Annotated in this window: 14 protein-coding genes and 1 riboswitch; of the genes, 7 read left to right on the top strand and 7 right to left on the bottom strand. The window is 73.4% G+C overall.

Going from position 1 to position 17023, the window contains the following annotated elements:
* Positions 1 to 7 precede the first annotated feature (7 nt).
* Positions 8 to 1018, top strand: coding sequence for a cation diffusion facilitator family transporter (locus ACFWFR_RS04110; RefSeq protein ID WP_377621376.1), 1011 nt, complete (start codon positions 8 to 10; stop codon positions 1016 to 1018).
* Between the two features lie 25 nt (positions 1019 to 1043).
* On the opposite strand, the gene ACFWFR_RS04105 is transcribed toward ACFWFR_RS04110, so the two are convergent.
* On the bottom strand, positions 1044 to 2003 hold the full coding sequence (locus ACFWFR_RS04105) for an alpha/beta hydrolase (protein ID WP_377621374.1): 960 nt from the start codon (positions 2001 to 2003) through the stop codon (positions 1044 to 1046).
* Positions 2004 to 2192: 189 nt separating this feature from the next.
* Entirely contained in the window at positions 2193 to 2789 is a 597-nt protein-coding gene (locus ACFWFR_RS04100) for a hypothetical protein (RefSeq protein WP_377621372.1), read from the bottom strand.
* A gap of 285 nt (positions 2790 to 3074) precedes the next feature.
* Between ACFWFR_RS04100 and clpB the strand changes: the two genes are divergently transcribed.
* Positions 3075 to 5690: an ATP-dependent chaperone ClpB gene (gene clpB, locus ACFWFR_RS04095; protein ID WP_377621370.1), complete on the top strand. Its 2616-nt coding sequence runs from the start codon at positions 3075 to 3077 to the stop codon at positions 5688 to 5690.
* 157 nt (positions 5691 to 5847) lie between these two features.
* Here clpB and ACFWFR_RS04090 read toward each other — a convergent pair whose 3' ends face one another.
* The gene (locus tag ACFWFR_RS04090) at positions 5848 to 6459 is read right to left on the bottom strand and encodes a TetR/AcrR family transcriptional regulator (protein ID WP_377621369.1); all 612 of its coding nucleotides are present in this window, start codon (positions 6457 to 6459) and stop codon (positions 5848 to 5850) included.
* Positions 6460 to 6553: 94 nt separating this feature from the next.
* On the opposite strand from ACFWFR_RS04090, the gene ACFWFR_RS04085 reads away from it, so the two are divergent.
* The 4 genes from ACFWFR_RS04085 (at position 6554) to thiC (ending at position 11980) form a co-directional block, all read left to right on the top strand.
* A complete protein-coding gene (locus tag ACFWFR_RS04085; RefSeq protein WP_377621368.1) occupies positions 6554 to 7660 on the top strand; it encodes a YhgE/Pip domain-containing protein in 1107 nt (368 codons plus the stop codon).
* A 170-nt stretch (positions 7661 to 7830) separates the two neighbouring features.
* Positions 7831 to 8907 (top strand): CAP domain-containing protein, encoded by a 1077-nt coding sequence (locus ACFWFR_RS04080; RefSeq protein WP_377621366.1) that lies wholly within the window; start codon positions 7831 to 7833, stop codon positions 8905 to 8907.
* A gap of 67 nt (positions 8908 to 8974) precedes the next feature.
* Entirely contained in the window at positions 8975 to 9958 is a 984-nt protein-coding gene (locus ACFWFR_RS04075) for a diacylglycerol/lipid kinase family protein (RefSeq protein ID WP_377621364.1), read from the top strand.
* Between the two features lie 176 nt (positions 9959 to 10134).
* Positions 10135 to 10244: riboswitch (TPP riboswitch) on the top strand.
* Positions 10235 to 11980: a phosphomethylpyrimidine synthase ThiC gene (thiC, locus tag ACFWFR_RS04070; protein WP_377621362.1), complete on the top strand. Its 1746-nt coding sequence runs from the start codon at positions 10235 to 10237 to the stop codon at positions 11978 to 11980. It overlaps the preceding riboswitch by 10 nt.
* An 88-nt stretch (positions 11981 to 12068) precedes the next feature.
* Here the strand turns inward: thiC and ACFWFR_RS04065 are convergent, their stop codons facing one another.
* The 4 genes from ACFWFR_RS04065 to ACFWFR_RS04050 form a co-directional block, all read right to left on the bottom strand.
* Entirely contained in the window at positions 12069 to 12731 is a 663-nt protein-coding gene (locus tag ACFWFR_RS04065; RefSeq protein ID WP_191800991.1) for a response regulator transcription factor, read from the bottom strand.
* Positions 12728 to 14134 (bottom strand): sensor histidine kinase, encoded by a 1407-nt coding sequence (locus ACFWFR_RS04060; RefSeq protein WP_377621360.1) that lies wholly within the window; start codon positions 14132 to 14134, stop codon positions 12728 to 12730. The genes ACFWFR_RS04065 and ACFWFR_RS04060 overlap by 4 nt, the downstream gene beginning before the upstream one ends.
* 192 nt (positions 14135 to 14326) lie before the next feature.
* Positions 14327 to 15220: a hypothetical protein gene (locus ACFWFR_RS04055; RefSeq protein ID WP_377621359.1), complete on the bottom strand. Its 894-nt coding sequence runs from the start codon at positions 15218 to 15220 to the stop codon at positions 14327 to 14329.
* Entirely contained in the window at positions 15220 to 15933 is a 714-nt protein-coding gene (locus ACFWFR_RS04050) for an ABC transporter ATP-binding protein (protein WP_377617946.1), read from the bottom strand. The genes ACFWFR_RS04055 and ACFWFR_RS04050 overlap by 1 nt, the downstream gene beginning before the upstream one ends.
* 317 nt (positions 15934 to 16250) lie before the next feature.
* On the opposite strand from ACFWFR_RS04050, the gene ACFWFR_RS04045 reads away from it, so the two are divergent.
* On the top strand, positions 16251 to 17000 hold the full coding sequence (locus tag ACFWFR_RS04045; RefSeq protein WP_191800983.1) for a TetR/AcrR family transcriptional regulator: 750 nt from the start codon (positions 16251 to 16253) through the stop codon (positions 16998 to 17000).
* Positions 17001 to 17023 lie beyond the last annotated feature (23 nt).

The raw sequence follows: 17023 nt of genomic DNA, 5'->3' as shown, positions 1-17023 counted from the left end.
CCGCTACATGACCTCGTCGACCCAGCCGCCCTCGTCGTCCCCCGTCGCCGACAGTCCCCGCGTCGTCAAGACCGAGGAGCACGCCGAGAGCGCACTCACGGTGATCGTCGCGTTCGGGGCGAACCTGCTCATCGCGGTGGCCAAGTCGGGGGCTGCGGTCATCACGGGCTCGGCGTCGATGGTCGCCGAGGCGGTGCACTCGTGGGCCGACACGGGCAACGAGGTGTTCCTGCTCCTCGCGAACAAGCGCTCGCGCAAGCCCGCGGACCACGACCACCCGCTGGGGTTCGGGCGCGAGGCGTACGTGTGGTCGATGTTCGCGGCGCTCGGGCTGTTCGCCGTGGGCGCGGGAGTCTCGATCACGCACGGCATCCAGGAGCTCGTCCACCCGGAGCCCGCCGACGACTTCGGGGTCGCCTACGCGGTCCTGGCGCTCGCGTTCGTGCTCGAGGGGACGTCGTTCCTCCAGGCGAACCGTCAGGCGCGCAAGGAGGCCAAGGCGGCCGAGCGCGACCTGCTCCAGCACGTCCTGGTCACGTCCGACCCGACGTTGCGGGCCGTGTTCGCCGAGGACGCCGCGGCGCTCATGGGGCTCGTCGTGGCGTTCGTCGGGATCTTCCTCCATCAGGTCACGGGGTCGCCCGTCCCGGACGCGATCGGCTCGATCGTCGTCGGGCTGATCCTCGGTGTCATCTCGTGGATCCTCATCGACCGCAACCGCCGCTTCCTCGTGGGCGAGCCTGCGGGGGCCGCGACGCGCGACGCGGCGCTGCGCGAGCTGCTCGCCGACCCCGAGGTCGAACGGGTGACCTACCTGCGTCTGGAGTACGTGGGTCCGCGCTCGCTCTACCTGGTCGCGAGCGTCGACCTCGTGGGTGACGCCGACGAGCACGTGGTCGCCGAGCGCATCGACGCGCTCGAGCGTCGTGCGACCGCGGCCCCGGTGATCGCCGGGGCCGTGATCTCGGTGTCCCCGGCGAGCGAGCCGTCGCTCGTGCCGTCGGACGAGCCGAGATAGCGCGGGTGGCGCGCGGCGCGCCTCGTCAGGCGGGCAGCCGCGCGTCCAGCCAGCCGAGCACCTCGTCGAGGAACACGCTGCGCGCGGGCTCGGGAGACAGCACCAGGTCGTGCGCGCCGCCCTCGATCTCCACGAGCGTCACGTCGTCACCGAGCCCCGGGGCGCGGTCCTTGATGTGCTGGACGTCCAGGACGCTGTCCGTCGTGACGACCTCGGGGTGCCAGCCCTTGTTCGGTCCGGACCGCGTCGAGGTCAGGACGAGCACGGGGCACTCGATGTGCAGACCGCGCGCGACCTGCGCGTGCCCGCGACGGATCTCGCGCAGCCAGCCGGCCCGGACGGGGAAGCCCTCGTGGGGCTTCCAGCCGAGCTCGTAGTCCCACTCGCCCCCGGTCCCGGCGTGCAGCGCCTGCCCGTAGGCGTCGTCGAGCGACCCGACCTTCAGGCGAGGGGCGAAGCGCCCGACGACGTCGATCACCCGGGTCGAGACCACGCGGTCGAACCAGCTCGAGTTGAGGTCGAACCACGGGCTGTTGAGGACGAGAGCGGCGACCTTCCCCGGCCGTGCGTTGGCCCACAGGCTCGTGACGAGGCCTCCCGTCGAGTGCCCCACCACGACGAGCTCGTCGTGCCCCTCGGCCCGGATCGTGGCGGCCGCGGCGTCGAGGTCCTGGGCGTAGACGCTCAGGTCGTCGACCATGTTGGGGTCCTTGCCCGCCTCGGTCCAGTGCGCGAGCGAGCGGCCGTAGCCCCGCAGGTCGATCGCGTAGAACGCGTAGCCGTGGTCCTCGAACGCGTCCCCGAGATGGGCCTGGAAGAAGTAGTCGACGAACCCGTGGACGTACAGCACGGCCCGACGGCGTCGCTCACCTCCCGCGGGGGGCGTCGCCTTGCGGACGAGCGTCGCGGTGTCGCCGTCGGGGAGGTCGAGCGTGCGGGCGACCCACTCGGGGCCGAGGACGTCCTGGTGCCAGCCGTTCGTCATGGTGCAGCCCTTCGCCCGCGTACTCGGGCGGTATCGCGGTGCCGCCATTGTGCCCCCCGCGGGGAGGCCTGTCAGGACGAGCGGGACCTCGAGGTCCCGCTCGTCCCGGCACGGCCGGGTGGTCACCGCGCCGTCGCGCGCGGGGCCCCGTCGGCTCGCTCACCCTGCCGAGCGGGCGAGGGCCGCCGATCAGGCGGGAGGTGCGGGGCTCGCGGGAGGAGCGGGAGGGCCGGCGGGGGCCGGGGGTGCCGCCGCCGGGGCCGGACGCAGGTCCTCGCGCAGGCGCGTGGTCTCGTCGAGCTCGGAGTCGTCGGCCTGCTCGGTCCCGGGCTCGGTGACCTCTGCCGTCCAGGTCTGCGCGGGCTGCGGAGAGGCGGCCGGAGGCGCGTACTGTGCGGGCGCGTCGGGAACCTGAGGACCGGGCACGTGCGGCGGGGCGAACTGCTGACCGGCGGTCGGTGCGGGCGGCGCCGGAGGTGCCGGCGGGGTCTGCTGCGGTGCGTACTGGTCGACCGGGACGGCCTGGGCCCCGACCTCGTGCGGGGGCTGCGCCGGGTACGGCGGCTGACCCGTGAGCGCAGGCTGCCCGGGGTACGTCGGCTGCGCCGGGTGCGCAGGCTGCCCAGGGTACGGGGGCTGTGCCGGATAGCCCTCGACGGGGGCGCCGTAACCGTACGGCTGGGCGACCGGCGCCTTGCGGGGGCGCAGGAGCAGCCAGGTGACGAGCCCGATGGCGACGAGCCCGAGGAGCACGATCACCACGATCGCGACGAGGACGAGGTTCACAGGGCACCCCCGGCGGTGAGGTCGGAGGGACGCTGGCCACCCGTGCGGGCCGGTGCCGTCGTGCGGTCGCCACGGTCCGGTGCGAGGGTGGCAGGAGGTTCGAGCCGTCGTGTAGTCACGCCCCCAGCATCCCGTGGATCACGGGACGAGAAAAGGGGAACCACCCGTTGGGACGGCAGCCGTCGTGCCCGGCTGCCGACATGACGGACAGACTTGAGTGGAATAGGCTCAAGTTTGGTCGCGTTGATCCAGGTAGACCCAGACCCCAGAAGTACCGGAGACCCCATGGACACCAAGTTCACCACCATGTCCCAGCAGGCCATCGGCGAGGCGATCCAGACCGCCTCGGCCGCCGGCAACCCCCAGCTCGAACCCGTCCACCTGCTCGCCGCACTGCTCACGCAGGAGGGTGGCGTCGCCGTCGGGCTCCTCGACGCCGTGGGGGCGAACGCCCAGGCCATCGGCCAGAAGGTGCGCGCGGCGCTCGTCGCGCTGCCCACAGCGAGCGGCTCGGCCGTCGCGCAGCCGACGGCGTCGCGCGCGACGTCGACCGCCCTCGACCTGGCCTCGAAGGAGGCCCAGGGCATGGGGGACGAGTACGTCTCGACCGAGCACCTGCTCATCGGCATCGCCGCAGGTTCCTCGCCCGCCGCGCAGATCCTCACGGACGCCGGGGCGAGCGCGGACGCGCTGCGCTCGGCCCTGCCCGCGGTCCGCGGCTCGGGCCGCGTCACCAGCCCCAACCCCGAGGGCACCTACAAGGCCCTCGAGCAGTACGGCCAGGACCTCACCGCTGCCGCGGCCGAGGGCAAGCTCGACCCCGTGATCGGGCGTGACTCGGAGATCCGCCGCGTCGTGCAGGTGCTGTCGCGGCGCACCAAGAACAACCCTGTCCTGATCGGCGAGCCCGGTGTCGGCAAGACGGCCGTCGTCGAGGGCCTCGCCCAGCGCATCGTCGCGGGCGACGTCCCCGACTCGCTCAAGGGCAAGAAGCTCATCTCGCTCGACCTCGCGGCCATGGTCGCGGGAGCCAAGTACCGCGGTGAGTTCGAGGAGCGGCTCAAGGCCGTCCTGGAGGAGATCAAGTCCTCCGACGGCGAGGTCGTGACCTTCATCGACGAGCTCCACACCGTGGTCGGTGCGGGGGCCGGCGGCGAGGGCGCCATGGACGCGGGCAACATGCTCAAGCCCATGCTCGCGCGCGGCGAGCTGCGCCTGGTCGGCGCCACGACCCTCGACGAGTACCGCGAGCACATCGAGAAGGACCCGGCCCTCGAGCGCCGCTTCCAGCAGGTCTTCGTGGGCGAGCCCTCGGTCGAGGACACGGTCGCGATCCTGCGCGGGCTCAAGGAGCGCTACGAGGCGCACCACAAGGTGACGATCGCGGACTCGGCGCTCGTGGCCGCCGCCGCGCTGTCCGACCGCTACATCACGGGCCGCCAGCTCCCCGACAAGGCGATCGACCTGGTCGACGAGGCCGCGTCGCGCCTGCGCATGGAGCTCGACTCCTCGCCCGTCGAGATCGACGAGCTCCAGCGGGCCGTCACGCGCCTCGAGATGGAGGAGGTCGTGCTCTCCGAGTCCGACGACCCCGCGTCGCGCGAGCGCCTCGAGAAGCTGCGTGCCGACCTGGCCGACCGCCGCGAGGAGCTGTCCGCGCTGACCGCACGCTGGGACGCCGAGAAGGCGGGCCACAACCGCGTCGGTGACCTGCGCGCCAAGCTCGACGAGCTGCGCGTCCAGGTCGAGCGGGCCATCCGCGAGGGCGACCTCGAGACCGCGGGTCGTATCCAGTACGGCGAGATCCCGCAGCTCCAGGAGCAGCTCCAGGCCGCCGAGCAGGAGGAGGCGTCGATCGACAGCGACGAGTCCGCCACGGCGCAGCAGGCGCCGATGATCGCCGACAAGGTCGGCGCGGACGAGATCGCCGAGGTCGTGTCCGCGTGGACCGGCATCCCCGCGGGCCGCATGCTCCAGGGCGAGTCCGAGAAGCTCCTCCACATGGAGGACGTGATCGGCAAGCGCCTGATCGGGCAGAAGGCCGCGGTGGCCGCGGTGTCGGACGCCGTGCGGCGTTCGCGCGCGGGAGTGGCGGACCCCGACCGCCCCACGGGCTCGTTCCTGTTCCTCGGGCCCACGGGCGTCGGCAAGACCGAGCTCGCGAAGGCGCTCGCGGACTTCCTGTTCGACGACGAGCGCGCCATGGTGCGCATCGACATGTCGGAGTACAGCGAGAAGCACAGCGTCTCGCGCCTGGTCGGTGCCCCTCCGGGCTACGTCGGCTACGAGGAGGGCGGCCAGCTCACCGAGGCCGTGCGGCGCAGGCCGTACTCGGTCGTGCTGCTCGACGAGGTCGAGAAGGCGCACCCGGAGGTCTTCGACATCCTGCTCCAGGTCCTCGACGACGGTCGCCTGACCGACGGCCAGGGCCGCACGGTCGACTTCCGCAACGTCATCCTGGTGCTGACGTCGAACCTGGGCTCGCAGTTCCTCGTGGACCCGCTGCTCGACGACGCGGCCAAGCGCGAGGGCGTCATGTCGGCCGTGCGGGCGAGCTTCAAGCCCGAGTTCATCAACCGGCTCGACGACGTCGTGATCTTCGACGCGCTGAACCTCGACGAGCTGGGGCGGATCGTGGACATCGCGGTCGACCGGCTCGGCGAGCGGCTCGCGGACCGTCGCCTGACGCTCGAGGTCACGGCCGGAGCGCGCGAGTGGCTCGCGCTCGAGGGCTTCGACCCCGCGTACGGGGCGCGCCCGCTGCGCCGTCTGGTGCAGCGCGAGATCGGCGACCGCCTCGCGCGCAAGCTGCTCGCGGGCGAGATCGCGGACGGCGACACGATCGTCGTCGAGCGTTCGCAGGCCGAGGGCGAGGGGCTCGAGCTGAGCGTCCGGCAGTGACGCACCGGTGAGGCGCGCGTCGTCGGGCGGGGGATCCTCCTGCCCGACGACGGCGCTCACCCCGTGCGCGGAAGGCCCGGTCCCGGAAGGGGCCGGGCCTTCGTGCGTCCCCGGACGGACTGCCGGGCGACGGGCCGGGCGCTCGGGTGGTGGCCTCTCAGCGGCCGCGGCCGCGGCCCGCGGTCAACAGCGGGAGGCACACGGTGTCGACCATGTCGGTGAGGGCGGCCTCGTCGATGTGCCCCTGGAAGAGCAGCTCGTGGCGGACGAGGACGAGCGGGATCTGCAGGACGCGTGGCGGCAGGGGCTCCGGCCCGATCTCGCCGCGTCGGCGCGCGGCGTCGATCGCCGCGCCCAGGATCTCCTGCGCGGAGGCGGTGGCCGCCTGGTCGAGGTACGGGAGGAAGTCCTCGTCGACCTCGGCCATGAGTCCACGCAGGGTGCCCAGCCCGATCCGCTCGAACCGGACCACGAACGCGCGGCCGAGCGCGAGCAGGTCCTCGCGGAGGCTCCCGGTGGTCTGTGTCGGCAGGTCGGCCGGTGCGTGCCGGACCCAGGCGTCGACCACCATGAGCGCGCGCGAGGGGTAGCGGCGGTAGATCACGGGCTTGGACGTCCGTGCTCTGCGGGCGACACCTTCGAACGTCAGGCCGGCGTAGCCGCGCTCGGCGAGCTCCTCGCGGACGGCCTCGCGGATCGCCTCGTCGAGCTCTTCGCCACCCCTGCGCGCCGGAGGCGCCGCGGTGGGCGCCTTGGCGGACTCTGCCACCGCGTCCTCCTGAGTACGTTGCGTTTCTTCGGTCGTGAGCCTACCGTAGGTGCAAGATACGGTACGTATCGTGTGCTGAAAGAGGAGTGGGCTCATGCCGCGTTGGATCAGGCCGTTCGTGGTCCTGCTGGTCGCCCTGGGTGCGGGCGCCCTGCTGATGGCCCCCATGGTGTCGATGGAACCCCGGGACCTGCCGGTCGCGGTCGTCGATCTCGACGAGGGGATGGAGACCGCCGCGGGGCGGGTGAGCGCCGGCGGGCAGGTGGCGGCGGCCGTCCAGGAGAACGACGGCGACGGGATGATCGAGTGGGTCTCGCTGAGCTCGCAGACGGAGCTCGACGCGGCCCTCGCGGACGGCGACGTCTACGCGGCGCTCGTGATCCCGGCGGACTTCACCGCGTCGCAGGCCGCAGCGCAGCAGGGGGCGGGCGAGGTGAGCGCGCTGCGGCTCGTGATCAACGAGGGCAAGAACCCCATGGTGACCAGTCAGCTGTCGGGCTCTCTGGCCGCGCTGGCCCCGGGGTCCGGGGTGCCGGTGCAGACCGAGTACTACGACGAGGTGCCCGAGTCGCTGGGCATGCTCGCCAGCTTCCTGCCCATGGTCTTCATGATCCTGACCTACATCTCGTCCTACGCGACCGGCATCGTCATCCGTGCGACGTTCCCTCTGGCGAGCACCGGTCGGGGTCGGACGGTGCTCGTGCAGCTCGGGCTGGCGGCCGCGGCCGCAGCCGTCGTCGGGGTGGCTGCGTCGTGGGTCCTGTCGACCATGGCCCCCGCGGCGGGCCTGCCGGTCGGCGACTCGGCGGTCTTCCTCGCGATCTCGTCGTTCGCCCTCATGACGCTCGTGATCGGGTCGGTGAACTGGCTCGGCACGGCAGGGATGGTCGTGCCGGTCGCGATGCTGGTGCTGGGCATGGGGACCGCCGACCTGCCGTACGAGTTCCTGCCCGCCTTCTGGCAGGACTTCGTCCACCCGTGGAACCCCTTGAGGTTCCTCGCGGACGGTGGGCGGGCCCTGCTGTTCCAGGGCGCCGGGTGGTGGAACGCGGCCACGCCGGGCATGGTGATCGCGGCCGTCGTCGGTGCTGTCCTCGTCGGGACGTCGGTGCTGACCCGTCGTGGCCGCGCCCGGGAGACCTCGCACGACTCGGCCGGCGTCGCGCCGTCCGAGCGCGCCCTGAGCGGGAGCGGCCGATGAGCCAGAACATGATCGAGATCAGCGGGCCGGACAAGTACTCCGGCCCGGCACGGACCTGAGCGGGTCCCGCCGAGGGCTGCGAACCTGGCCACGCTCCGACCGAACGGGCATACTGGACGATCAGCCCACGTTCCACCGACGGAAGGTCCCTCGTGCCGCTGGATTCCCCCGTGCCCGACCACCTTCCGCAGACCCGGGCCGAGCGTCGTCGCGCCGAGCAGATCGTGTCCCCGTCGTCCCGTGCCACCCGGCGCCGACGCCGGGCCGAGGCCGTCCGCCACGCCCGCGCGGGGAGCGAGGTGCGTCGCGTGACCGCGCTGCCCCAGGTCATGGTCGTCACGCTCGGCCTCGTGGGCGGCCTGCTCGCGGTCCCGGCCGTCCAGGAGGTCGGCGGCCAGGGGCCGGGCCTCGAGCCGATCGGCGCGCGCTGGGACGCCGCGCTCGGCCGCGACGTCGACCGCGCGAGCCGGAGCGACGCCCCGCGCGGGCCGGTCCTCGCCGAGGGCGGTACGGCGCAGCCGTCGGCATCCCCGAAGGCCCCAGGGGGAGCGCAGCCGGCCTCCCCGGCGCCCGACGCGCCCCCGGAGCCGGCTCCCGAGCCCGCGCCCGCGCCCGAGGCGACCGCTCCCGCGGGCCCGCCGCAGCTCGGCGCGACCGGACCCGAGGTCCAGGCGATCCAGGAGCGGCTGCAGGTGCACGGGGCCACGGTCCTGGCCGACGGCGAGTTCGGTGCGGGGACCGACCGCGCGCTGCGCACGTTCCAGGCGGCACGAGGCCTCGCGCCCGACGGTGTGGCGGGTGCCGCGACCCAGGCCGCGCTGCTCGCGGACCCTGCCCCCTCGACGGGCGGAACCGGTTCGACCGGGGGAGCTCCGTCGTCGGGCACGGGAGACATGGCTGCCGTGCTGAACCTCGTCAACGCGCACCGTGCGGCCGCGAGCTGCCCGGCCCTGCGGGCCGACGACCAGCTCGCCCGCGCCGCGACCCTGCACGCGCAGGACATGGTCGACCAGGGGTACTTCAGCCACACGAGCCTCGACGGGCGCACGTTCGGCGACCGCGTGACCGCCCAGGGGTACGCGCGGCCCGGCGGCGAGAACATCGCGTCCGGTCAGCAGACCGCCCAGGCCGTGGTCGACGCGTGGATGGCGTCCGAGGGGCACCGTGCGAACATCCTCAACTGCGACTTCACGGCGATGGGACTGGGGCGCGCGGGAAACACCTGGGTGCAGGTCTTCGGGTACTGAGGGCGTCCGGAAGGTCCGAGGTGTCCGCTTGTCGGGCGAGCCGGTGCCCGTCGCGACATACTCAGGTGTGAACCCGTCCCACGAAGCAACGCCCGAGCCCGCCGCCCAGCAACGTCTCGACCACGCTCCGCTCCGTTCAGCGGTCATCGTCAACCCGAACCGGGTCGAGGGGCTCGACGAGCTCCGCCGGACCATCGAGGCCCAGCTCGCCGACGCGGGCTGGCCCGCCCCGGCCTGGCTCGAGACGACCGCCGAGGACCCCGGCACCGGCCAGGCCCGGCAGGCCGTCGACGACGGCGCCGAGGTCGTGTTCGTGAGCGGCGGCGACGGCACCGTGCGCGCCTGCATCGAAGGGCTCGTCGGGACCGAGGCGGCCCTCGCGGTCCTTCCCGGCGGCACGGGCAACCTCCTCGCGACCAACCTCGGCATCCCGCCGAACCCGGAGGACGGCATCCGCCTCGCGCTCGACCGAGGGCGCCGCGCCGTGGACATCGGCGAGGTCGACGGACAGGCGTTCGCCGTCATGGCGGGCATGGGGCTCGACGCCGCGATGATGGAGGACGCACCGACCGCGCTCAAGGCCAAGGCGGGTGCGCTCGCCTACGTCGTCTCGGCGTTCAAGCACCTCGCCGACGACGAGATGAAGGTCGAGGTGCGCGTCGACGACCGGCCGGTGCTGCGCCGTCGGGCGCGCAGCGTGCTCGTGGGGAACGTCGGCAAGCTCCAGGCAGGCGTCAACCTGCTGCCCGACGCCGTGCCCGACAACGGGCAGATGGACGTCGCGATCCTCGCGCCCCGCAACCTGGGCCACTGGGTCCAGCTCCTCGTCGGGGTGCTGCGTGGACGCAGGCGCGTCCCCAACATGGAGGTGCTGCGCGGGTCACGGATCTCGGTGATCTCCGACCGGCCGCAGCCGCGCCAGCTCGACGGCGACGTGATCGAGCCGTCGAAGAAGCTCGAGGTCAGCGTGCGCGCCGGTGCGCTGTGGGTGTGCGTCTACCAGCCCGACACGTCCGACGACATCGCGGACGGGGCACCGACGGACGGGTGATCCAGGCCAGTCGCCGAGTGCGGAGCTCTTGCGCGACACGCCCGGCGTTTCTCGCAAGAGCTCCGCACTCACGGGGAGAGGGGCGGTCGTGGGACCCGCGCGCCGGCGCCCAGCGCCGTGCGCTACGGTGGCCGCGCACCACCCAGCACACCGCACCACCAGCACGACCCACAACTCCACACACCCACGGGAGCTCGCAGCAGCGAGCTGAGAGGGCGGCTCAGCGCCGCCGACCGTTCGAACCTGTTCGGATCATGCCGACGTAGGGAGAGAGCCATGAGCTCTGAGACCGCTGTGCCCGCAACCACCGGGCCCGCCACCGCTGCACCCGCTGTGACCACCGGGTCGTCCGCGCACACCATCACGACCGGACCCATCGCGGGGTCCGTCAAGGTCCACCACCCGGTCCCGGGTGCGGAGCACCTGCGCGTCCCCGAGCGCCGCGTGCACCTGAGCAACGGCGAGCACCTGGACCTGTACGACACCTCGGGCCCGTACACCTCGTCGGACGACCCCGCGGCGTTCGACCTCGCGGGCGGCCTGCCCGCCCTGCGTGCGTCCTGGCTCCGGCCCGACGCCGCCCCCACCGAGCGCGGCACGGGTGGCGCCCGGACGCAGCTCGCCTGGGCGCGGGCCGGGGTCGTGACCGACGAGATGCGCTTCGTCGCGGCCCGCGAGGGTGTCGACGTCGATCTCGTGCGCGACGAGGTCGCGCGGGGCAGGGCCGTGATCCCGGCCAACCGCCGCCACCCCGAGATCGAGCCCATGATCATCGGCAAGGCGTTCGGCGTGAAGATCAACGCGAACATCGGCAACTCGGCCGTGACGTCCTCGATCGAGGAGGAGGTCGAGAAGATGGTGTGGGCCGCCCGCTGGGGCGCGGACACCCTCATGGACCTCTCGACGGGCAAGGACATCCACGAGACCCGCGAGTGGGTGCTGCGCAACTCCCCGATCCCCGTGGGGACCGTGCCGCTCTACCAGGCGCTCGAGAAGGTCAAGGGCGATCCCGCGCAGCTCACGTGGGAGATCTACCGCGACACCGTGATCGAGCAGGCCGAGCAGGGCGTCGACTACATGACCGTGCACGCGGGCGTCCTCCTGCGCTACGTCCCGCTGACCGCTCGCCGCGTCACGGGCATCGTGTCCCGCGGCGGCTCGATCATGGCTGCCTGGTGCCTCGCGCACCACCAGGAGTCGTTCCTGTACACGCACTTCGCGGAGCTGTGCGAGATCCTGCGCGACTACGACGTGACGTTCTCGCTGGGCGACGGCCTGCGCCCGGGCTCGATCGCGGACGCCAACGACGCGGCCCAGTTCGCCGAGCTGCGCACGCTGGGCGAGCTGACCAAGGTCGCGAAGTCCTACGGCGTGCAGGTCATGATCGAGGGCCCGGGGCACGTCCCCATGCACAAGATCGTCGAGAACGTGCGCCTCGAGGAGGAGCTGTGCGAGGAGGCGCCGTTCTACACGCTCGGCCCGCTCGCGACCGACATCGCGCCCGCGTACGACCACATCACGTCCGCGATCGGGGCCGCGATCATCGCCCAGGCCGGGACCGCGATGCTCTGCTACGTCACGCCCAAGGAGCACCTGGGGCTGCCCGACCGCGACGACGTCAAGACGGGGGTCATCACGTACAGGATCGCGGCGCACTCGGCCGACCTCGCCAAGGGCCACCCGCGCGCGCAGCTCCGGGACGACGCGCTGTCCCGTGCCCGGTTCGAGTTCCGCTGGCACGACCAGTTCGCGCTCTCGCTCGACCCCGACACGGCCCGCGCGTTCCACGACGAGACCCTGCCGGCCGAGCCCGCCAAGACCGCGCACTTCTGCTCGATGTGCGGGCCCAAGTTCTGCTCGATGCGGATCTCGGCGGACGTGCGCGAGTACGCCGAGAAGAACGGGCTGACGTCGGTCGAGGCGATCGAGGCCGGCATGGCGGAGAAGTCGAGCGAGTTCGCGGACGCGGGCGGCCGGGTGTACCTCCCCGTGACCCCCGCCCAGCCCGTGGCGCCGAGGTAGAACGTCCTGCGCGAGGTAGTGCGCGCTGCGTCCTGTCTCGCGCGGGACGTCCTACCTGGGCCGGATCACCGTGGCGACCCGGGCCGGGTCACCGTGCCGACGGCGCCGCGATCCCGTGCTCGTACGCCCACACCACGAGCTGGACACGGTCGCGCATGCCCGTCTTGGTCATGATCCGGCTCAGGTGCGACTTCACGGTGCTCGCCTCGAGGAACAGCGTCGCGGCGATCTCGGCGTTCGACTGCCCGCGGCACAGCAGCGCCAGGATGTCGTGCTCGCGCGCGGTGAGCAGTCCCGAGGCGGTCTCGTCCGGCGCGGCGGGGGACCGTCGTCGGGCGAACTCGTCGATCACGCGGCGCGTGAGCGTCTGGTCGACGAGACCCTCGCCCGACGCCACGCGCCGCACCGCGTCGACCAGCACGTCGGGCTCGGCGTCCTTGAGCAGGAACCCGCTCGCCCCGGCCTCCAGGGCGCCGAACACGTAGTCGTCCAGGTCGAACGTGCTCACCACGAGCACCGGCACGGGGTCGACGACGCCCGGTCCTGCGAGCGCGCGCGTCGCCGTGATGCCGTCCCCGCCGGGCATGCGGACGTCCATGCACACGACGTCGGGACGCTCTCGGCGTGCGACGCGCACGGCGTCCGTGCCGTTCGCCGCCTCGCCCACGACCTCGAAGCCCTCGCTCTCGAGGATCACGGTGAAGCCTGCGCGGACGACGGCCTGGTCGTCGACCAGCACCACTCTGGTCATGGGGCCTCCTGCCCGACGGCGGGGCCCGGCTCGTCCGCGGACGTCGCCGAGCGCACGGGGATGGTGGGGGACACGGCGTCGGCCGGCCGGGGGACCGTGAGCCGGACCCGCCAGCCGTCTCCGGGGACCGGTCCCGCGCTGAGGGTCCCGCCGACGAGGGCCGCTCGTTCGGTCATGCCGATGAGGCCGTGACCGGGAGGGGTCGGGTCGCTGGACGGGTCGGAAGGCCTGGCCGGCCCCATGGTGCTGATCGCCGCGACCGGCAACCGGTTGGTCACCGTGAGGACGAGCGCGGCCTGCTGGTAGTCGGTCACGACCTCGATCGCGCGCCCCGGCGCATGGCGGCGCGCGTTGGTCAGCGCCTCCTGGAGCACGCGGTACACCGTGAGCTGCGCCGCGGGGGACAGGAGGAACGGCTCGCCCAGCCGCGCGTCGCGCACCTCGGCGCCCGCGCTGCGTGCGAGGTCGATCAGCTCGTCCGCGTCGTCGAGCGTGGGTTGCGGCGCGGCCGGCGCCTCCTCGTCCGGCTCGCCGGGCCCGGCCTGCGACGAGCTGCGGAGGATGCCGACGACCAGGCGGAGGTTGTCGAGCGTCTCGCGTCCCTGGGTGCGGATCCAGCGCATCGACTCCTTGGCGCGCTCGGGGTCGCGGTCGACCAGGCGCTCGGCCGCGGCCGCCTGGACGACGATCCCCGACAGGTGGTGCGCGGCGACGTCGTGCAGCTCGCGGGCCATGCGACCGCGCTCCTCCAGGACGGCCTGCGCCGCGAGCATGTCGCGCTCGCGCTCGGCCTGGGCCACGCGCCCCTGGAGCTGGGCGAACAGCTCGCGGCGCGTGCCGACGTACGCGCCCACGAGCGCCGAGGCCACGTACGTCAGGAGCGCGGACGCCAGCCCGCCCCAGACCTGGACCGCGACGGGCGTGGGACCCGTCGAGGTGATCGGCACGGGTCCGCCGAGCACGAAGCCCAGCAGCACCTGCACGCCCGCCGCGGCCCCGGCCGCCCACAGGGCCGTGCGGCGCGGTGCGTACGCGCCGACCGAGTAGGCCGCGACGAGCGTCGCGGGCGCCTGGAACGAGACGAACGCGGGGAGCACCGGCACGAGCGCGACCTGGCCCACCACGGTCAGGGCGAGCGCGAGCAGCGGTGCCCGACGGCGCAGCGTGAGCACCATGGCCTGCGCGACGACGATCACGATCGCTGCGACCCGTCCCCCGGTCGAGAACTGCAGGGAGTCGGGCGCGCCGTCGACCACGATGCCGAGGTCCGTCAGCGCGACCCGCTCGACGGCCAGCAGGAAGCCGACCGTGAGGACCGCGACGACCGCGCCGAGCAGGGCGTCGCGACCCGTCGCGGTGCGGATGCCGACCGCGGCGAGCCGGCGGTGCAGGGCGTCGAGCACGAGGGCTCCTCTCGGGTCGAGCGGTCGATGTCCGGTAGTCGGTCGGGCGGGCCGGTGCGTGAGGCTGCCGGTACGGGCGGGCCCGGGCTCGGGTGCCCCGACCTCGGGCGACACGCCCACCCGGGTGAGCGGCGCCGTCGGGCACCACGGTACGTGGCCGTGGCCCCCGACGGCGCCGCCGCGAGAGGACCGTCAGACGAGGTCGCGGCGACGGAACGTCACCGCGCCCGACCCGAGCGCGACCGCGACCCACGCGACCAGGCCCAGGATCGCGGCCCCGACGCCCAGGGGGGCGAGGCCGCCCAGGACCGACGTCGCGCTCTGGCCGGTCGACGCGAGCGACCCCAGCCCCAGCGGCAGCCACGCCGCCGCGCTCGACGTGCCGCCCGAGAGCAGCACGACCGCGGCCTGGATCAACGGCTCGACCACCACGAGCCCCACGACGACCAGGATCGCGGCGACCTGACCCCGGATCAGCGTCCCGATGCCCAGCCCCAGCCACGCGAACAGCACCAGGACCACGAGCCCGCGCCCCCACACGCCCAGGACGTCGCCCGCGCCGACCATGAGCTGCGCGCCCGGCGACGACGCGACGGCCACGAACAGGCCCAGGGCCGTGAGCACCGCGAGCGCGGCGCCGATCACGAGCGCGACGACCGCGGTCGCGCCCGCCTTGCCGGCGAGGATGCGTAGGCGGGACGGGACCACGAGGGCCGTGGGGACGATCCCGCCGGTGCGGAAGTCGGTCGTGATCGCGAGGACGCCCAGCAGCAGCATGCAGATGACCGAGACCCCCGCCGAGCCCGAGCCCGCGGGGCCGTTGCCCAGCAGGTCCAGCATGGCGCGCTGGACGGTGGCCGAGCCCAGGTCGGTGAGGCCCGTGAGGTCGGGAGCGAGGTCGGCGGTCAGCTCGGGCGAGGCCTGGAGGCCCACGGTGGCCCCGCCGCCCATGCCCTCGAGCCCGGCCAGGATGCGCGGCAGGGCGATCGTCAGGACCTGGACCAGGACCATGCCCGCGAGGGCGACGATCCCGAGGATCCAGGGCGTGCGGGTCGTGCGTAGCTTGAGCAGCTCGGCGCGGAACATCAGCGCACTCCTTCGGTCTCGGCGGTCAGGTTCAGGTAGAAGTCCTCGAGCGACTCGCCCCGGACGAGGTCCTCGAGCGGGCCGTCGGCGATGACCTGGCCCTGGCCGATCACGACCAGGTCGTCGGCCACCTGCGTGACCTCGGCCAGGACGTGGCTCGCGAGCAGCACCGCGCCGCCGCCGTCCGCGAACGAACGCAGGACCTCGCGCATCCACCGCATGCCCGCAGGGTCCAGGCCGTTCGCCGGCTCGTCGAGCACCAGGACCTGCGGGTCTCCCAGCAGGGCTGCGGCGAGCCCGACGCGCTGGCGCATGCCCAGCGAGTACGTGCGGACGCGCCGGTCGGCCGCCCGGTCCATCCCGACGAGCGCGAGCACCTCGTCGACCCGGCGGCCCTCGATCCCGGCAGCGGTCGCGAGGACCCGCAGGTGGTCGCGGCCGCTGCGGCCCGGGTGCAGGCCGCCCGCGTCGAGCAGCGCGCCGACGACGCGGCCGGGGTGCTCCAGGGCCGCGTACGGGCTGCCCTGGATCGTCGCGGTGCCGGCGCTCGCGGACGCGAGCCCCAGCAGGACGTCGAGCGTGGTGGTCTTGCCCGCGCCGTTGGGGCCGAGCAGCCCCACGACCCTCCCGGGCTCGACGGCGAAGCTCACGTCGCGGACGGCGTCGAACGTCCCGTAGGACTTGCGCAGGCCCACGATCTCGATGGCTGGCATCGGGGATCCCTTCTCCTCCGGCCACGCTGCCGAGGTGCCGCGCGCCGTGCCTCCAGCCTGTCTTCCGGGCCGTGGCGGGCGCTTCTGGCGGAGGGAGGAAGGTGGGTTGCGACTTGCGGCGGAGGGCCCGGCGTCCGTCGGTGGGAGGTGGGCCGCGTCCTGTCCCCGACAGCGGCCCCTCTGCGCCGAGGGCGGTCGCCGGGGCGTCCCGCGGAGGCCATCCTCCGGACGCGCGCCTACCTGCGGGCGATAGGGTCACGTGATCGGCGCACGACCACGTGTCGCACCGGTGACGACCGACAGACAGGGGAGGGCTCATGCCCAGTACAGCGGCAGGCACCGCGCACACCGACGGCCCGACGGCGGAGCGAACCCGGCCAGGGACGCCCGGCAGGGCAGCACCCGCCCAGGCGTCCGACATCGCCCCGCGCGGGTACGCGAAGGGTCGCGCCAAGCGCGACGAGATCCTCGAGGCCGCGATGCGGCTCTTCGGTGAGGTCGGCTACCACTCGGCGTCGTTGCGCGAGATCTCCTCGCGCGTCGGGATCTCCCACCCGGGCCTCCTCCACCACTTCCCGACCAAGTCGGGCCTCCTCCAGGCGGTGCTCGAGCACCGTGACGAGGTCGATCTCGCGGTCTTCTACGCCGACCTCGAGGAGGGTGGTGACTACTTCGAGTCGCTGATCCGGCTGGTCGAGCGCAACGCGGCCCGGCCCGGGATCATCGAGCTCTACTGCATCCTGTCGGCCGAGGCGACGTCTCCCGAGCACCCCGCGCACGAGTTCTTCCAGCACCGGTACGACGAGGTGCTCGCGCGCAGCCGTCGCGAGCTCGCGCAGCGGGCCGCCGAGGGGCGGCTGCGGCCGGGGACCGACATCCCGTCGACGGCTCGCGCCCTGATCGCGCTCATGGACGGCCTCCAGGTCCAGTTCCTGCTCGAGCGCGGGGGTACCCGCCCGCCCGTGGACATGGCGGCCGGCCTGCGGTCCTACGTCGCGCTGGTCCTGGCCGACGACGGCACGACGGCGCGTGCCACGGCTCCCGGACCGGAAGCACCCCAGGTGTGACGAGGGGCGCCTCCGGACCGATC

Origin of the sequence: Oerskovia sp. NPDC060287 (genome assembly GCF_042726775.1) — a bacterium.
GTDB classification, from domain to species: Bacteria; Actinomycetota; Actinomycetes; order Actinomycetales; family Cellulomonadaceae; genus Oerskovia; species Oerskovia merdavium.
The sequence above is the reverse complement of the archived record's forward strand: the minus strand, read 5'-3'. Positions and strand labels throughout refer to the sequence as shown.

Coding starts and splice junctions, on each gene's coding strand:
- ACFWFR_RS04110 (WP_377621376.1), top strand. CDS start 8: ATGACCTCGTCGACCCAGCCGCCCTCGTCGTCCCCCGTCGCCGACAGT.
- ACFWFR_RS04105 (WP_377621374.1), bottom strand. CDS start 2,003: ATGACGAACGGCTGGCACCAGGACGTCCTCGGCCCCGAGTGGGTCGCC.
- clpB (WP_377621370.1), top strand. CDS start 3,075: ATGGACACCAAGTTCACCACCATGTCCCAGCAGGCCATCGGCGAGGCG.
- ACFWFR_RS04085 (WP_377621368.1), top strand. CDS start 6,554: ATGCCGCGTTGGATCAGGCCGTTCGTGGTCCTGCTGGTCGCCCTGGGT.
- thiC (WP_377621362.1), top strand. CDS start 10,235: ATGAGCTCTGAGACCGCTGTGCCCGCAACCACCGGGCCCGCCACCGCT.
- ACFWFR_RS04065 (WP_191800991.1), bottom strand. CDS start 12,731: ATGACCAGAGTGGTGCTGGTCGACGACCAGGCCGTCGTCCGCGCAGGC.
- ACFWFR_RS04055 (WP_377621359.1), bottom strand. CDS start 15,220: ATGTTCCGCGCCGAGCTGCTCAAGCTACGCACGACCCGCACGCCCTGG.
- ACFWFR_RS04050 (WP_377617946.1), bottom strand. CDS start 15,933: ATGCCAGCCATCGAGATCGTGGGCCTGCGCAAGTCCTACGGGACGTTC.
- ACFWFR_RS04045 (WP_191800983.1), top strand. CDS start 16,251: ATGCCCAGTACAGCGGCAGGCACCGCGCACACCGACGGCCCGACGGCG.